We start from the raw sequence: 17,385 nt of genomic DNA on the forward strand, positions 1-17,385 counted from the left end.
ACCAACTTTCTTAATAATTCTAATCCTATTTTACTATAATCAATTTCATTTGTATGATTTCTGCTACGCAATTTGAATTAGTCTGTATTTGAAAGATTTTCCGGTACTAGTTCATTCAGATTCTGCCCCAAAAATGCCCCAAAAGCAAAAGAAAAGCCTGTCACACAAGCTCAAATACTTGATATGACAGGCTTTTTAGAGGCTGATTATTTAACAGCGTCTTTAAGAGCTTTACCAGCTTTGAATGCTGGAACTTTAGAAGCAGCAATTTTGATTTCTTTACCAGTTTGTGGGTTGCGACCTTTACGTGCAGCACGCTCACGAACTTCAAAGTTACCAAAACCGATCAATTGAACTTTTTCACCAGCTGCAAGGTACTCAGTTACTGCTGCGAATACAGCTTCAACTGCTGCCGCTGAGTCTTTCTTAGTCAATTCTGTAGCTTCTGCTACTTTAGCGATCAAATCTTGTTTGTTTGCCATGTTAATGATTCCTCCAATTTAATTTCTAATTAACAATTATAATCATATCCTAAAATCCCTTTTAGGTCAAGTTAAAAACGCTATTTCTTCCCATTTTATTTATTTTTTTAGGAGTGGTAACGTACTAAAACAGCCCAAGCGTTCTCACCCGTGTGAGTTTGAATAATAGAGCCCGTTTCCAAAACTGAAATAGGCTTTTCAACATAAGCTTGTAAGCTTTCTTTCATCTCTTTTGCCCAATCAGCACTACCAGAATATGAAATTCCAATCTCTGCTACAGAACGTTCAGTTAGCGAACTTGTCAGCTCATCTAACCATTTTTTAAAAGTTTTAGCTCCACGACCTTTAACGATTGGCTGCAATTCATGGTCTTTCATCTGCATGACAACACGTATATTGAGAAGGGAGCTCAACAATCCAGTTACACGCCCAATTCGTCCACCTTTGACAAGATTTTCCAAAGTCGAAACGCCAATATAGAGTTCTGTGTGGTTTTTAACCTCTTCTACATGAGATAAGATTTCCTCCAACTCTTTGTCTTCTTGCGCTAATTTTGCAGCCTCAACAACTTGGAATTTCAAGGCTTGGTCAGTGAAAGAACTATCAATAACTGTCACATCGGCAGTAGATAAGCTAGCACCTTGACGTGCCGCTTCTACAGTACCAGAAAGGGCATGAGACATATGAATAGTAAGAATCTGGCTACCATCCTTGCATAGATCTTCAAAAACTTCAGCAAAGACACCTACAGGGGGCTGACTTGTCTTTGGAAGATTCTTACTTGCTTGCATCAACTGAAGAAATTTACCTTCTTCTTTCAAATCAGCATCCGAATAAACAACATTATCAATCATTACAGATAATGGAACAACAGTGATATCTAATTGTTTTACTAGTTCAGGTTCAATAGTAACAGATGAATCGGTTACAATCTTAATTTTTGTCATAGTATCAATCTTTCTATTTTAGGATTCAGATTGGTTTTCTTACTTTTAATTATATCAAAAAAAGATTAAAAATCCTAATAGAGTCATTCAAATTTTCCTTAAAAATTTGATATAATCTACTTATAAGAAAAGAGGTTCCTATGATTAAAAAAATTTATCCCATTTTAACTATTTTACTAGGTGCTGCTATTTATGCTTTCGGTCTGACTTATTTTGTAGTTCCTCATCATCTCTTTGAAGGAGGGGCGACGGGTATTACCCTTATCACCTTTTATCTTTTTAAAATCCCTGTTTCGCTCATGAACTTGCTGATTAATATTCCCCTTTTCATCCTAGCTTGGAAGATTTTTGGAGCAAAGTCCCTCTATTCTAGTTTACTAGGAACCTTAGCCTTGTCCGCCTGGTTGGCCTTTTTTGAACGTATTCCCCTTCATATTGATCTTCAAGGTGATTTATTAATTACTGCCCTTATAGCTGGGATTCTATTGGGAATTGGTCTTGGAATTATCTTTAATGCTGGAGGTACAACTGGTGGTACTGATATTCTAGCTCGTATTCTCAATAAATACACTCATATATCCATGGGAAAACTGCTCTTTATCTTAGATTTTTGTATTCTCATGCTCATTCTCATCATCTTCAAGGATCTGAGATTGGTTTCCTACACGCTCTTATTTGATTTTATCGTTTCTCGTGTTATTGATTTGATTGGAGAAGGTGGCTATGCAGGTAAAGGATTTATGATTATCACAAAACGTCCTGACCAACTTGCTAAAGCAATTAATGATGACCTAGGAAGAGGCGTTACTTTTATTTCTGGTCAAGGTTATTATAGTCGAGAAGATTTAAAAATCATTTACTGTATTGTCGGAAGAAATGAAATTGTGAAAATGAAGGAAATGATTCATCGAATTGATCCTCAAGCCTTTATAACTATTACAGAAGCCCATGAAATCCTAGGAGAAGGCTTCACCTTTGAAAAAGAATAAAAAGAGGTAGTGTAGTGACCTCAAAAGTTAGACTTATTCATCTATCTTTTGGGTTACAGACAACCTCTTTTTTATTTTCTAAAACGCTCAAGATCAATTTCGAGCTAGTTCTTCATCATCCTTTAACTGATCAACTAATTGGTCGACTGAGTCAAATTTGGTCATATCTCGAATACGATCAAGCCAATAAGCCATAACGGTTTCACCATAATTATCTTGATTAAAATAAAAAATATTGACTTCAAAACGTGCTTCTTCTCAATCAAAGATCACATTTTTTCCAACACTAGCCGTAGCACGATACTTCTTTCTTTGAATCTCAACAACATAAACACCATCTGCTGGCATATAAGTACGGTCTAAAAGTACCAAATTAGCTGTTGGATAACCAATCGTACGACCACGAGCGTTACCATGAACCACCATCCCTCTGGATGGAAGTGGTGCCCCCAAAAGTTCTCCTGCTTCTTTCACATTTCCACCTAAAATAGCTTGACGGATACGAGTTGAACTAATCTTTCCTTTCTCATCTTCTACAGGTGGGACACTGATAACTTCTCCATCAAAGTAATTCTTTAAATCTTCTGCCGTAAGACTAGCGAATTGACTACTAAAAAATTCTTCTACGCCTTCACGCTTTAGTTTCCTCTCACGTTCAGCAGGGTTCAAAATATGTAAAAACAGATCAGGATGATAAGGCTCTAAAGCGATCTTTGGAGATTCATTAAAGGTCATAACGACGATAGGCAACAAATCCTTTCTCTCAGCCTTGTTTGCAACACGAAATAATTATTTATCAGATAGTTTGCCAATATCTTTTTGGTTTTTATAGAAATAGTAGTAATTATAAAATAATTATTTCATAATGATATCTATTTCTGTGATAGAAAATCCGAAACATAATTTTTACCTGAAGTGTAATATTGTAGAAAGTTCATTTTTTGAAATGATGATAAAGTACAATATATTGAGGTAAGAATTTAAAATCCAGAAAAAACGCATTGTATCAGGTACTTAAAAAATTGATACAATGCGTTTATTTAATATGAAAAGATCTACTGGATTCTTTAGAAATGAACTTCCAGCAGTATTTCCGCTTTCTATTAATAAGTTCCTTCTTCACCTTGGCTAGTCAAGATAACAGGACCATCTTTTGTAATCACGAATTGGTGTTCATATTGACAAGATAGGCCACCGTCAATGGTCTTATGCGCCCAACCGGTCTTCATATCTGTATCAATTTCCCAGTCACCTGTATTGATCATTGGTTCAATAGTCAAGACCATTCCTTCACGGAGACGAAGCCCACGACCTGCAATACCATAGTTAGGAACCATTGGTTCTTCATGCATAGTTGGGCCAACACCATGACCAACCAAATCACGCACTACACCGTAACCACGACTTTCAGCGTATTCTTGAATGGCTGCACCAATATCACCAATACGGTTCCCAACAACAGCTTGCTCAATCCCCTTATACATGGCTTCTTTAGTTACATCCATCAGATTTTTCACTTCTTCGGACGGTGTACCAACGGCGTAAGCCCAACATGAGTCTGCTAGACCACCAGAATAGCTCTGAGTGTATTTTTTCATTTGCTCGACATTGTTGAAGTTTAATTTTGAGACATTCAGGTCAGATTTAGCAATTGGACCTCCCAAAACCATATCAACCTTAAGCAAATCACCATCTTTCAAGATATAATGACGAGGGAAAGCATGAGCTACTTCATCATTAAGAGAGCAACAGGTAGCATAAGGATAGTCCATCATTGCACCGTCAACTCCAATCTGAAGCGGAAGGAAATTTTCTTCCTTACAACGACGGCGCACGTATTCTTCAACTTCCCACATATCTACGCCAGGCTTAATCAAATCACGCAAGCCAATATGGATACTTGCTAAAAAATCACCGGCCTTATCCATAGCTTCGATTTCACGAGCTGATTTTAATGTTATCATTTTTTCTCCTAGTTTCTAATTAATTTTAACGGTTACATTTGCTTTTGAAACAATCTGATGACCATGATAAATATCGTAATCAATAATAGCTGATCGTCTAGTATGATGAATAATGCGTGCTTGAATGCGTAGTATATCATCTATCTGAACAGCCTGCAAAAAGTAGATTAGCATCTGCTCGATGATGAGATTGCGCCCACTATTCACAACTAAATCTTGAGTCATGTGGGTCAGAATTTCTGCCAATACACCGTTGGCTAAAACTCCGTTTTTCTCAAGCATAAAGGGTTCCACTGTAATCACTACTTCATCATGGTGATAAGAAAGTTTTTGACCAATCTGCTCAGAAAAAGTCGGTAAAGCCGAAACTTGGGAACGGCTCATCTTCTCCATGACATCTCGTCTGGTTACAACTCCAAGCAAGGTTTGATTATTCCGAACAACCGGTACCATTTCAAAGTCTTCTGCAATCATCCGTTGACTCACATTGGCAATATTTGTCGATAATCCAACCAAAAATAGACTACGAGACATGACCTTATCAATTGTCGTACTTGGTGACTTATCACCAGCGTCTCTCATAGTAACAACCCCAACAACGACCTGATGTTGATTAATAACAGGGAAACGACTGCTACGATTCTTACGAACCAAATCCAAATAATCTTTGACTGTGTCGGTCTCTCTCAGAAAACCATACTCATGACTCGGACGATAAAGTTTCTCAACTGTCAGAATATCAGTCTTGATTTGGACATTTGACAAGGCTTTATTGATCATGGTCGCGACAGTGAAAGTATCATGTTTGCTTCTTAAAACAGGAATTCCTTTTTGATTGGCCAGTTTAAGCACATCATCATGAACCTGAAATCCACCTGTAACCAGAACTGCATTTTCATTTTCAAGTGCTAGTAATTGGATACGAGTACGGTCTCCTACAATCAAGAGTCCCCCATCGTGAAGGTAGGACAAGATATTTTGTTCAGTCATGGCACCAATTGAAAACTTACTGAATTCTCTCTCTAAACCTTCTTGCCCAGCCAGAACCTCAGAAGAAGTCACTTCTGCAATTTCAGCAAAAGTTAATCTTTCAATAGCAACTTTCTGAGATTTAACACGGATAGTACCACTTCTTGGGCGAGTCTCTACAATTCCACGGTTTTCAGCTTCCTTGATAGCGCGATAGGCCGTTCCATCACTGACTCCCAGATGGTTGGAAATACTACGAACACTGACCCTTTTACCTACTGGTAATTCCTCCAAATAGCTTAGAATTTCCTGATGCTTACTCATTGAATTCTCCTTTTACATACCGAAATTCAAGATAATCCCGCATTTTTCTTGTATAGCGATCACTTCCCTTAAACTGACGGAACAAACGAAATCCAGCCTTAAGAGCAACTCGTTGGCTAGCTTCATTTTCAAGGTGGGTAATGATAGATAGTTGTTTTAAACCAAATTCCTCAAAAGAAAGCTGACAAAGTTTTTTAACAACTTCTGTCATGAACCCTTGCGACCAAGCGTCTTTTCTCAAAAAATAACCAATTTCTGCTTCTTTTTTTATTTCATCTAGCTTTTCAAACTTAATTGAACCAATCATTTTTTCAGTTTTCTTGTCACAAATAGCCCATACACCTAAAGGAGCCTTCATAAAATAATTGGCCAGTGCATATTGACTTTCTTCCAGACTTACCTGAGTTGGGAAAATAAATTGTAAATTTTCAGGATTTGAGGCTATCTCATGGAAGTCTTGACTATCACTAAAAAAGAAAGGACGCAAATACAAGCGATCCGTTTCAAAAAAAGAAAACATTGCTAATTTGGTCCAAATATTCATAAACACCTCTACGGTTTATTCTTCAACTAATGAAACATCTGCCCCTAGATTACGTAGTTTTTCAATAATATTCGAATAACCACGTAAAATGAACTCAATATTTGTAATTTCAGTTTTACCTTCAGCCATCAGTCCAGCGATGACAAGTGCGGCCCCAGCTCTAAGATCAGTAGCTTTTACATTTGCACCACGTAAACTACGGCCACCAGTATATAAAATATGGTCGTTTGTAGTCGTAATATCCGCGTCCATCTTTGCTAGTTCAAAAACATGGTTTACACGTTTTTCATAAATGGTATCAATAATAGTACCACGTCCTTCTGCTGTTAACAAAAGAGGAGTAATTGGTTGTTGCAAGTCAGTAGCAAAACCAGGATAAGGTGCTGTCTTAATATTGATTGCTTTCAAATTAGACTGTTCTTCGACAAAAATACTGTCCTCCGATACAGTCATTCGAACTCCCATTTCTTCCAACTTAGCGATGAATCCTTCTAAGTGTTCATAAAGAACATTATTAATACGAATTCCCTTACCGACTGCAGCAGCTAAGGAAATATATGTTCCTGCTTCAATACGGTCTGGAATCACCTGATGACGCGTTCCATGTAATCTGTCAACACCATCAATAATGATGATATTGGTTCCGGCACCACGGATATGGGCACCCATATTATTCAATAGAGTAGCAACGTCAATAATCTCAGGTTCACGGGCTGCATTTTCAATAATAGTACGACCATTTGCTTTAACCGCAGCAATCATCGTATTAATCGTCGCACCCACACTAACCGTATCCATGTAGATACTTGCGCCGTGAAGTCCTGTATCTTTGGCAGATAACTTCATGTTATCTCCCTCGTAGCTAACAGTTGCTCCCATAGCTTCAAAAGCCTTAAGGTGTAAGTCAATAGGGCGAGGTCCCAAATCACATCCACCAGGTAAACCAACAGTAGCTTCACCAAAGCGACCTAAAAGACTTCCATAAAAATAATAAGATGCACGAAGACTATTAATTTTCCCATAAGGCATTGGAATATTTTGAACACCTCTTGGATCAATCTCTAACACATCGTCATAACGCTTAACAGTAGCTCCCATCAATTCCATAATTTCGACAAGACTTGCTACATCGGAAATATCTGGCACACAATCCAAAGTTACAACATCATCTGCCAAAATAATAGCCGGAATCAAAGCTACTACACTATTCTTTGCGCCACTAATGGTAATCTCACCTTGCAGGGGCAAGCCACCATTGATAACAATTTTTCTCATTTTAAATTTTTTATACTCTTTCAAAATTTCTAAAAAGGTCCTACATTAAAGTATATCATAAATTCACCCTTTTTTCCATCATTTTCAATTATATTAGCTGAATAGGATTTATTGGTAACTGAGTTTCTTACAAAGTTTTGCCCCTTTTTTACCCCCTGAACAGAAAAAAAGCCCTTCGGATAAAATCCGAGGGGCTAGAAACGTTGTTAAATCAACGGCCGAACTTTTGAATTTCAAGGTTCGGGATAAAATAGTTCACTGAACTATTTTATTTTTTCAAGTTGTAGAATGATTTCAATCCACGGTATTCTGCTACTTCACCAAGTTGGTCTTCGATGCGAAGCAATTGGTTGTATTTAGCGATACGGTCTGTACGTGAAAGTGAACCAGTCTTGATTTGTCCTGCGTTTGTTGCAACTGCGATGTCAGCGATTGTTGAATCTTCAGTTTCACCTGAACGGTGTGATACAACGGCAGTGTAACCAGCTTCTTTCGCCATTTCGATAGCGTCAAATGTTTCAGTAAGAGTACCGATTTGGTTAACTTTGATAAGGATTGAGTTAGCAGCACCTTCTGCAATACCTTTTTCAAGGTAAGAAGTGTTTGTTACGAAGAAGTCGTCACCAACCAATTGAACTTTACCACCAAGACGTTCAGTAAGAGCTTTCCAACCGTCCCAGTCGTTTTCGTCCATACCATCTTCAATAGTGATGATTGGGTATTTGTTTACCAATTCTTCAAGGTAGTCGATTTGTTCTGCAGCAGTACGTACAGCAGCGCCTTCACCTTCGAATTTAGTGTAGTCGTAAACTTTACGTTCTTTATCGTAGAATTCTGATGAAGCACAGTCAAATCCGATAAATACGTCTTTACCTGGAACATATCCAGCAGCTTCGATAGCAGCAAGGATAGTTTCAACTCCATCTTCAGTTCCTTCAAAACGAGGAGCGAATCCACCTTCGTCACCTACGGCTGTTTCAAGACCACGAGATTTAAGGATTTTCTTAAGAGCGTGGAAGATTTCAGCACCCCAACGAAGAGCTTCTTTAAATGATGGTGCACCAGCAGGTACGATCATGAATTCTTGGAAAGCGATTGGAGCGTCAGAGTGAGAACCACCGTTGATGATGTTCATCATTGGAGTTGGAAGAACTTTAGTGTTGAATCCACCAAGGTAGCTGTAAAGTGGGATTTCAAGATAGTCAGCAGCAGCACGAGCTACAGCGATAGACACACCAAGGATTGCGTTAGCACCCAATTTACCTTTGTTAGGAGTACCGTCAAGTGCGATCATAGCACGGTCGATAGCTTGTTGGTCACGTACATCGTAGCCGATGATAGCTTCAGCAATGATGTTGTTTACGTTATCAACAGCTTTTTGTGTACCAAGACCACCGTAACGAGATTTGTCACCGTCGCGAAGTTCAACTGCTTCGTGTTCACCAGTAGAAGCTCCTGATGGAACCATACCACGTCCGAAAGCACCTGATTCAGTGTAAACTTCTACTTCAAGTGTTGGGTTACCGCGTGAGTCTAGGACTTCGCGAGCGTAAACATCAGTAATAATTGACATTTTTTACTCTCCTTATGAGTTAAATTTTTTACACCTCTATAATACCTTAAAACCCCTCCTTTTTCAAGAAAAAACGTTATCTTTGTGCAAATTTTCCTTAACTTTATAAAGTAATCGCTTTCTTTTGTCTGTTTTATTCTAACTTTTATGATATACTGTTTTCATGACAGATTTATCAAAACAATTACTTGAAAAAGCTCATGGTGGGCCAAAATTAAATCCAGATGAGCAAAGACGCTATCTTGGAACATTTGAAGAAAGAGTTCTTGGCTATGCAGATATTGACACGGCAAATAGCCCTCAGCTAGAAAAGGGATTTTTATCTATCTTAGAAAAACTTCAGGAAAAAGCTGAGCCACTATTTGTAAAGATTTCACCAACTATCGAATTTGACAAGCAAGTTTTCTACTTGAAAGAAGCAAAAAAAACGAATAGTCAAGCTACCATAGTATCTGAAGAACACACTTCTTCTCCTTTCGGTCTTATTATTCATACCAATGTACCAGTGCAAGTAGAAGAAAAGAACCTTCGACTTGCTTTTGCAAAACTTTGGGAAGTTAAAAAGGAAGAACCAATCAAAACATCCTTATGGAAGAAATGGTTTGGCTAAATCTTACTCAGACTTAATAAACGCCCAATATTGGCAGCCGTGTGCTCTAAATAGAGACTAGCATTTTTCAAACTATCTTCTAATTGTTCACTTTTCTCCAAAATTGAAAAAGCCGCTTGGATATTCTCAAATGGTAGGGAAGGTAAATCTTCGGCGAGGCTACCGCAAATAGCAATAACAGGAACTCCGACAGGAGTTCTTTTTGCTACACCAATTGGTGCTTTCCCTGCTAAACTTTGACAATCTAGTCTTCCTTCACCAACGATAACCAAGTCAGCATCAGAAACTTTCTTATCAAAGTCAATCAAGTCTAGGCAGGTGTCAATTCCAGATACGATACTTGCCTTAGCAAAGGCACACAAACCGCCAGCAATGCCTCCACCAGCTCCTGCTCCTTTCAGTTCTAATGTTGCAGGGGAGACTTTTACATAAAAATCTTGGATTGCCTGATCTACATCCTCAAACATAGTAGGATCTAGCCCTTTTTGTTTGCCAAAGGTGTAGGTCGCACCTTGATGACCACATAAGGGACTCACGACATCTGCTAAAATACGAATGTGAACATCTTCAGGAATTTTATAGAAATTTTCTGTTGAAACAGAAGCTAATTTTAGTAAGGATTGGCCGCAAGCAGGCAAGGCATTTCCATCCCTATCATAAAATTGATACCCTAAACTAGCAGCAATCCCAATACCTCCATCATTACTGGCCGTACCACCAACACCGATATAGATATCTTTAATCCCTTGATCGATGAGGTGGCAAATCAATTCTCCAATACCACAAGTTTGGATTTGCAGTGGATTTCGTTCCTCCGGCGGAATTTTTCCAAGGCCGACCAAGTCAGCTACTTCGAATAGGGCTAGTTGCTCCTTTTGAAAATAGCGCATAGCTTCTTTTTGTCCAAAAGGTCCTGTCACTTGGATCCATTTTTCTTCTAGGTCAAGAGAATGTCGGATAGCATCTACAGTGCCTTCTCCACCATCACCAACAGGGCAGAGGAGACAGTCTACATCTGCTATCGATTGTTGGAAGCCTCTCTTAATAGCTTCAGCTACCTGATCAGCGGTCAAACTTTCCTTAAACGAATCTGGTGCAATTACAATCTTCATATTTTCCCTCATTCTAAAAAGTCAATCAAAGGAAGAACTTCTAAAAAATCCCTCTTGTCAACATGATGTGGTATTTCTTGTTTCAGCACTTCTTTAGCACAAAAAGCGATTCCTATTCCCGCCGACTTTAGCATTAATAAGTCATTGGCCCCATCACCGATTGCAATCGTTCTTTCTTTAGGAAGTTTTAGTTTCTCTCTCCATTGTTCCAGAGTCTCTTTTTTAACCTTGGGACTGATAATTTGTCCAACTAATTTTCCTGTTAGAAGACCGTCTTTGACTTCAAGTTGGTTGGCAGAAAAATAGGCAATTCCAAGAGATTTTGCTAATCTCTTAACTATTGGAGTAAATCCACCGGACACCAGACCAACTAGGATTCCATTCTTTTGGAGAATGGAAATGAATTCCTGGGCATTTGGAGATAGATGAATAGAGTTGAAGACTGTATCAAAGACCGAAACAGGAAGACCTTCCAACAAGGACACTCTTTTTCGTAAACTGCTTTCAAAGTCTAACTCTCCTCGCATTGCCTGACTTGTAAGCTGCGCAATTTCCTCCTCACGACCTACCTCTCTTCCCAAAATGTCAATCACTTCTTCTAGGATTAAGGTTCCATCAACATCCATAACACACAATCCTTTTACTTGAGACATCAGTTCTCCTCTCTAAATAGCCCAAAAATCGTATGAAGTCATCATACGATTTTATCTATTAATTAACTAAACTATGGTACAAGTCAAGGTATGACCTGCAGGCTGTATCCCATGAGAAATCACACTCCATGGCTTGTTTTTGTAGATTTCTCCAAACATCAGGATGGTTTCTATACAAGTCCAAAGCTGTTTGGAAAGTCCAATTTAACCAATAAGGAGATAGATTGTCAAAGCTAAAGCCAGTGCCGCTTCCTTCGATTGGATTGAAAGCGCGAACGGTATCTCTCAAGCCACCAACTTCATGGACCAATGGCAAGGTTCCATAACGCATCGCCATCATTTGAGACAAGCCACATGGTTCAAAACGACTCGGCATGAGGAAGAGGTCACAAGCAGCATAGATTTCTTGAGCAAGTTTGACGTCAAAAGTAATATTTGCTGATAGCTTGTCTGGATAGATTTGAGCAAACCATGAGAAAGCTCCTTCAAAGGCTGGATCACCAGTTCCTAAAAGAACAATCTGAACATCTTCTTGCAAGATATGGTGCAGACTTTCCACCACCACATCAAAACCTTTTTGACGTGTCAAACGAGAAACAATTCCCACCAGTTGGACATCAGCCCTAACGGGTAAACCAACTCTTTCTTGCAATTTTGCCTTGTTTTGGGCCTTCCCAGACAAATCTTCCTGATTAAAATGATAATCTAATAGGGCATCCGTCTGAGGATTATACAGGTCAGCATCAATCCCGTTCACGATACCAGACACCTTGCCAGACTCCATTCGAAGAATTTGATCCAAGTTACATCCGAACTGACTGGTCATAATTTCATGAGCATAGCTAGGTGAAACGGTTGAAACACGGTCAGCATAAAGAATACCAGCCTTCATCCAGTTCAGACAGTTGTTCCATCGAAGGGTACCATCAGCGTAACGTTCAAAGCCAACTCCAAACAAATCCCATAACATTCCCTCTGAAAATTGTCCTTGGAATTCCAAATTATGAATGGTTAAAACAGTTTTTATTCCTTGATAGGCTTGAATCCAACGGTATTTTTCCTTTAACAAGAAAGGAATCATAGCTGTATGGTAGTCATGAACATGGAGAAGGTCAGGAATAAAGTCAATCCTTTCCATAGCCTCAATGGCAGCAAGTTGGAAAAAGGCAAAGCGTTCTCCGTCGTCAAAATCACCGTAAACATGACCACGGAAGAAATAATATTGGTTGTCAATAAAGTAGAAGGTCACACCATTTAGTACTGTTTTCTTAATTCCACAATACTGTCTGCGCCAACCAACACTCACCTCAAAATGAAGCACATCTTCAATTTGATTTCCAAATTTAGCCTCTACCATGTCATAGTAGGGTAAAATCACTGCAACTTCGTGCCCAGCTTTTACCAGTGATTTGGGAAGAGCGCCAATAACGTCTCCCAAACCACCTGTTTTTGAAAAGGGTGCACCCTCTGCTGCTACAAATAAAATTTTCATGAATGAATATCCTCTGTTACTTTGCTACCTTTCTTAACGACGACTGGATGTTCTGCAGTTCCACGGATCACAACTCCATCCGCAACTTCAACACCCTTGTCCAAGATAGCATATTCGACCTGAGCACCTTCTCCAATAACAACGCGAGGGAAGAGCAGGCTATCTTTAACCAGGCAATCCTTATGGACATGAATATTACGTGATAAAACAGAATTAGCCACTTGACCTTCAATAATACTACCTGAGGCAAACTGAGATGTGCTTACCTTAGATGTATTAGCATAGTAAGTTGGTTCTTCGTTTTTGACCTTTGTATAAATCTTTTGATTTGGTGAGAAGAGAGAGTAGAATTTTTGTGATTCAAGCATATCGATATTCGCTTGATAATACGATTCTACAGAGTGAATATTTGCCAGATAACCTGTGTACTCGTAGGCAAAAGCCCCTTCTTTTGCAGCTAAATCCCGTAAAACATAGCGCAACTTCTCTGGATGTTCTTTCTTAGCTTCTTCTTCCAAGCGTTCTATCAACCATGGTGTATCAACTACAAAAATATCTGTAGACATATTATAGACTTCATCTGTTGATTTGCTATCAAATAGTTTATGAGAACGAACATGGTCTGTTTCATCCACTTCCAAGATTGCATTTACTTCTGAAATGTCTTTCTTAGCTAGTTTTTTATAAACTACAGTGATAGGCCCTTTTGTTGTACTGTGTAAATGGAAAACTTGGTTCAAATCAATATTAATCAAAACATCACAGTTGAGTGATACTGTTTGGTTTGAGCCGGAACGTTTTAAGTAAGTAAGAAGCTGTTGGTAGTATTCTTTTCCAACTGTACTACTTTCCACACGGGTATTGTAAATACCTAGATAGTAGTGGCTAAGAAGGGTTGACAAGCCCCACTCACGACCAGAACGGATATGGTCAAAGACTGAGCTAATATTATCTTGTTGGAAAATACCAAAGATACTACGGACACCTGCATTAGCAAGACTTGAAAGTGGGAAGTCGATCAAGCGATATTTACCTCCGAAAGGCAAACTAGCTACTGGACGGTGGTCTGTCAGTGTTGACATATCATGAAAACCAACTGTGTTTCCTAAAATGGCAGAATATTTATCAATCTTCATCTGTTGCTACCCCCACTACTTCATCATATCCTACAACTTGTACTTCTTCTGTTCCATCAATTTCGACACCATCAGAAATAACTGCACCTTCACCAATAATGGCACGTTTGATTTTAGCTCCCTGACCGACAATTGCACCACTCATGATAACTGAATCTACTACTTCTGCCCCTTCGCGAACTTGCGCACCTGTTGAGAGGATAGAATGTTTAACAGTTCCATCTACGAAACAGCCATCGACAACCAAGGAATCTTCCACATGAGCATTTGCCCCAAGGAAGTTTGGTGGTGAAATTAAGTTTCTTGAGTAAATCTTCCATTGACGGTTACGGCTATCCAAGGCATTTTCTGGTGAAATATATTCCATGTTAGCTTCCCAAAGCGATTCAATCGTACCAACATCTTTCCAGTAACCATTAAATTCGTAGGCATAAACACTTTCACCTGACTCAAGGTAATTTGGAATGACATTTTTACCAAAGTCTGACATATCGACATTGCTCTTTTCAGCAGCAACAAGCATATTGCGGAGACGTTGCCAATCAAAGATATAGATTCCCATAGAAGCTTTGGTAGATTTAGGTTGAGCTGGTTTTTCTTCAAATTCAACAATGCGATTATTGGCATCTGTATTCATGATACCAAAACGGCTAGCTTCCTTAAGAGGAACATCAAGAACTGCTACTGTCAAACTAGCATTATTATCCTTGTGTGACTGGAGCATATCATCATAGTCCATTTTATAGATGTGATCCCCAGAGAGAATTAAGACATACTCAGGGTTGACACTGTCGATATAATCAATATTTTGGTAAATAGCGTGACTAGTCCCTTCGAACCAACGATTGCCTTCACTTGCAGAATAAGGTTGAAGAATAGAGACACCAGAATTGATACCGTCTAGTCCCCAGCTTGAACCGTTCCCAATATGGTTGTTGAGAGCAAGTGGTTGATACTGTGTAATGACTCCAACATTGTTGATGCCTGAGTTGGCACAGTTTGAAAGAGCAAAGTCAATGATACGGTAGCGCCCACCAAATTGCACAGCTGGTTTTGCAATGCTTTGAGTGAGTTTACCGAGACGAGTTCCTTGCCCACCAGCAAGAATCAAAGCTAACATTTCATTCTTCATTTTCTACTCCTTTTTGGTTTTTACTTGTGACGGTTTTAGTAGGTTTCAAGCGGCGTTTGATTTTCCAAACACTTGCTCCCATAGCCGGTAGGGTAAAGGTCAAGGTCTGCTCATAATCTTTCCATAGTCCTTCTTGCGTTTGCACAGTTTGATTATGTTCTTTCCAAACGCCTCCCCACTCTTCTAACTCAGTATTCCAGACTTCTTCGTAAATCCCTGCAACAGGAAGTCCGATTGTAAAATCTTTTCGTTCAACAGGTGCCATATTAAAGATACAGACTAACATATCATCCTTCTTACCCTTACGGATGAAGGAAAGAACACTCTGGTCTCTATTATCCGCATCGATGATTTCAATACCATCATAGCTGGTATCAATTTCCCACAGACAGCGGTGGTCTTTGTAAAACTGGTTTAGCTGAGAAGTGAAATACTTCATCTTAGCATTCATTGGATCTTCTAGGTTTGACCATTCCAACTGTTCTTCAGATTTCCATTCTAGGAATTGCCCATATTCACTACCCATGAAGAGCAATTTTTTACCTGGGTGACAAATTTGGTAAGTGTAGAGATTGCGCAAGCCTGCGAATTGATTGTAGCGATCTCCCCACATCTTGTGCATCATACTCTTCTTGCCATGAACCACTTCATCGTGTGAGAATGGTAAGAGATAGTTCTCCTTGAAGACATACATAAAGCTGAAAGTCACCAGGTTAAAGTCATATTTACGATAAATAGGATCTTCTTCGTAGAATCGGAGGATGTCATTCATCCACCCCATATTCCATTTATAGTCAAATCCTAGACCATCTGAATCCTTGGTGTCAGTAATCTGAGTAGCTGATGAACTTTCCTCAGCTATCATCATAACGTCTGGATGAACTAGTTTAATCACATCATTCAAACGTTTTAAGAAATAATAACCCTCATAGTTAAGATTGCCACCATCTTTATTAGGTGTCCATGGAGCATTATCGTAGTCAAGATAGAGCATATTGCTGACAGCATCCACGCGAATACCATCTAAATGATAAAAATCAATCCAAAACTTAATACTAGAGATCAAGAAAGACTGGACTTCATTCTTTCCAAGGTCAAAATTGAGTGCTCCCCAACCGTAGTTATGAGCCTTATTATGGTCTTGGTATTCAAAAGTCGGTGTTCCATCATAATAAGCTAAGGCATCGTCGTTAATAGTGAAGTGACCAGGTACCCAGTCTACAATAACGCCTATATTGTTTAAGTGACATTCCTCAACAAAATCTTGAAACTCTTCAGGGCGACCATAGGCATGCTCTAGAGCAAAGTAACCCATAAGCTGATAGCCCCAACTCAAACCTAGTGGGTGAGACATCAGGGGCATAAACTCAATGTGGGTATAATTCATCTCAACCAAGTAAGGAATGAGTTCATCTTTCAATTGAGAAAAACTATAGGGGCTGCCATCAGGATTTCTCTTCCAAGAGCCAGCATGAGCCTCGTAAATATTGACAGGACGCTCTTCAAAGCTCAAGCGTTTTCTACGGGCTAGCCAGAGACCATCCTTCCATTTTTTTTCTGGAATATCAGTTAAAATAGCCCCAGTCCCAGGTCGTGCCTCATACCGTAAAGCCAAAGGGTCAATCTTCATCAGCTGATGACCATTTGCACGTGTGATATGGTACTTATAAATTTGGCCTTCTTGAGCAAGACTGGTAAAGACTTCCCATACTCCAAATTCATTCCGTTCCATCGGAATTTGATTTTCAACCCAATTGGTGAAATCCCCTACCAAGTGAACAGCCTGAGCATTAGGCGCCCACACACGAAAAGTATAGCCATACTCTCCATTTTTTTCTTCCCTATGAGCTCCCAGATAGTGCTGGAGGTGAAAATTTTCACCTGTCATAAAGGTTTTTAAAGCATTATTCTTATCCATACACCCTCCTAATTCTGTAAGCGTTTTCTATAGATTTATTATACTACCTTTTTAGGGAAGATTCAAGTAAATTACGGAATTTGCAAAAAAATTTTTTGAAAGTCTTCAACAAATTCACTGATGTGTTCACTTGTAAATCAAGAAATTTTCAGAAACGCTATGAAAACGAATTGTTTTTTTATAATACTATCATAAAGTTCGTTATTTAGCTAACAAAAATATAATTTTAAGTAAAAAAATAAATCAGGAAACGAATCTCCTGATT

At 38.9% G+C, this 17,385-nt stretch carries 15 protein-coding genes and 1 pseudogene; 2 read left to right on the forward strand and 14 right to left on the reverse strand.

Going from position 1 to position 17,385, the window contains the following annotated elements; translation table 11 throughout:
* Positions 1-206: 206 nt before the first annotated feature.
* Positions 207-482: an HU family DNA-binding protein gene (locus tag N8L39_RS01865; RefSeq protein ID WP_001284640.1), complete on the reverse strand. Its 276-nt coding sequence runs from the start codon at positions 480-482 to the stop codon at positions 207-209.
* A gap of 107 nt (positions 483-589) precedes the next feature.
* Positions 590-1,429, reverse strand: coding sequence for a DegV family protein (locus N8L39_RS01870; RefSeq protein ID WP_261009849.1), 840 nt, complete (start codon positions 1,427-1,429; stop codon positions 590-592).
* A 140-nt stretch (positions 1,430-1,569) separates the two neighbouring features.
* Here N8L39_RS01870 and N8L39_RS01875 point away from each other — a divergent pair, with 140 nt between their 5' ends.
* Positions 1,570-2,418: a YitT family protein gene (locus tag N8L39_RS01875; protein ID WP_261009848.1), complete on the forward strand. Its 849-nt coding sequence runs from the start codon at positions 1,570-1,572 to the stop codon at positions 2,416-2,418.
* Positions 2,419-2,511: 93 nt separating this feature from the next.
* On the opposite strand, the pseudogene N8L39_RS01880 reads toward N8L39_RS01875, so the two are convergent.
* From N8L39_RS01880 to eno, 6 genes and pseudogenes are all read right to left on the reverse strand, one after another.
* A pseudogene (locus N8L39_RS01880) lies at positions 2,512-3,207 on the reverse strand (riboflavin kinase); the annotation flags it as partial.
* A 314-nt stretch (positions 3,208-3,521) separates the two neighbouring features.
* Entirely contained in the window at positions 3,522-4,382 is an 861-nt protein-coding gene (locus tag N8L39_RS01885; RefSeq protein ID WP_000631543.1) for a methionyl aminopeptidase, read from the reverse strand.
* Between the two features lie 15 nt (positions 4,383-4,397).
* Positions 4,398-5,675: a CBS-HotDog domain-containing transcription factor SpxR gene (gene spxR / locus N8L39_RS01890; RefSeq protein ID WP_023942527.1), complete on the reverse strand. Its 1,278-nt coding sequence runs from the start codon at positions 5,673-5,675 to the stop codon at positions 4,398-4,400.
* The gene (locus tag N8L39_RS01895; protein ID WP_261010098.1) at positions 5,668-6,219 is read right to left on the reverse strand and encodes a GNAT family N-acetyltransferase; all 552 of its coding nucleotides are present in this window, start codon (positions 6,217-6,219) and stop codon (positions 5,668-5,670) included. The genes spxR and N8L39_RS01895 overlap by 8 nt, the downstream gene beginning before the upstream one ends.
* Before the next feature lie 15 nt (positions 6,220-6,234).
* Entirely contained in the window at positions 6,235-7,494 is a 1,260-nt protein-coding gene (locus tag N8L39_RS01900; RefSeq protein WP_261009847.1) for a UDP-N-acetylglucosamine 1-carboxyvinyltransferase, read from the reverse strand.
* 268 nt (positions 7,495-7,762) lie between these two features.
* Positions 7,763-9,067 carry a surface-displayed alpha-enolase gene (gene eno, locus N8L39_RS01905; protein WP_000022821.1) on the reverse strand — a complete coding sequence of 435 codons (1,305 nt, stop codon included), beginning with the start codon at positions 9,065-9,067 and terminating at the stop codon, positions 7,763-7,765.
* A 163-nt stretch (positions 9,068-9,230) separates the two neighbouring features.
* Between eno and N8L39_RS01910 the strand changes: the two genes are divergently transcribed.
* Complete coding sequence (locus N8L39_RS01910; RefSeq protein ID WP_261009846.1) at positions 9,231-9,677, forward strand: DUF1694 domain-containing protein; 447 nt, start codon at positions 9,231-9,233, stop codon at positions 9,675-9,677.
* On the opposite strand, the gene N8L39_RS01915 is transcribed toward N8L39_RS01910, so the two are convergent.
* The 6 genes from N8L39_RS01915 to glgB are packed head-to-tail and all read right to left on the reverse strand — an operon-like array spanning position 9,674 to position 17,120.
* Entirely contained in the window at positions 9,674-10,789 is a 1,116-nt protein-coding gene (locus N8L39_RS01915; protein WP_261009845.1) for a glycerate kinase, read from the reverse strand. The two genes, N8L39_RS01910 and N8L39_RS01915, sit on opposite strands and share 4 nt — an antisense overlap.
* An 8-nt stretch (positions 10,790-10,797) precedes the next feature.
* Positions 10,798-11,442 (reverse strand): phosphoserine phosphatase SerB, encoded by a 645-nt coding sequence (serB, locus tag N8L39_RS01920; RefSeq protein ID WP_261009844.1) that lies wholly within the window; start codon positions 11,440-11,442, stop codon positions 10,798-10,800.
* A gap of 58 nt (positions 11,443-11,500) precedes the next feature.
* Positions 11,501-12,934 carry a glycogen synthase GlgA gene (glgA, locus tag N8L39_RS01925; protein ID WP_261009843.1) on the reverse strand — a complete coding sequence of 478 codons (1,434 nt, stop codon included), beginning with the start codon at positions 12,932-12,934 and terminating at the stop codon, positions 11,501-11,503.
* Complete coding sequence (gene glgD / locus N8L39_RS01930) at positions 12,931-14,070, reverse strand: glucose-1-phosphate adenylyltransferase subunit GlgD (RefSeq protein WP_261009842.1); 1,140 nt, start codon at positions 14,068-14,070, stop codon at positions 12,931-12,933. The genes glgA and glgD overlap by 4 nt, the downstream gene beginning before the upstream one ends.
* Positions 14,060-15,202, reverse strand: coding sequence for a glucose-1-phosphate adenylyltransferase (locus N8L39_RS01935; protein ID WP_020902830.1), 1,143 nt, complete (start codon positions 15,200-15,202; stop codon positions 14,060-14,062). Before N8L39_RS01935 ends, glgD begins: the two co-directional genes overlap by 11 nt.
* On the reverse strand, positions 15,192-17,120 hold the full coding sequence (gene glgB, locus N8L39_RS01940) for a 1,4-alpha-glucan branching protein GlgB (protein WP_261009841.1): 1,929 nt from the start codon (positions 17,118-17,120) through the stop codon (positions 15,192-15,194). The genes N8L39_RS01935 and glgB overlap by 11 nt, the downstream gene beginning before the upstream one ends.
* Positions 17,121-17,385 lie beyond the last annotated feature (265 nt).

The sequence above is a fragment of the Streptococcus mitis genome (genome assembly GCF_946190285.1).
GTDB lineage: Bacteria > Bacillota > Bacilli > Lactobacillales > Streptococcaceae > Streptococcus > Streptococcus mitis_CP.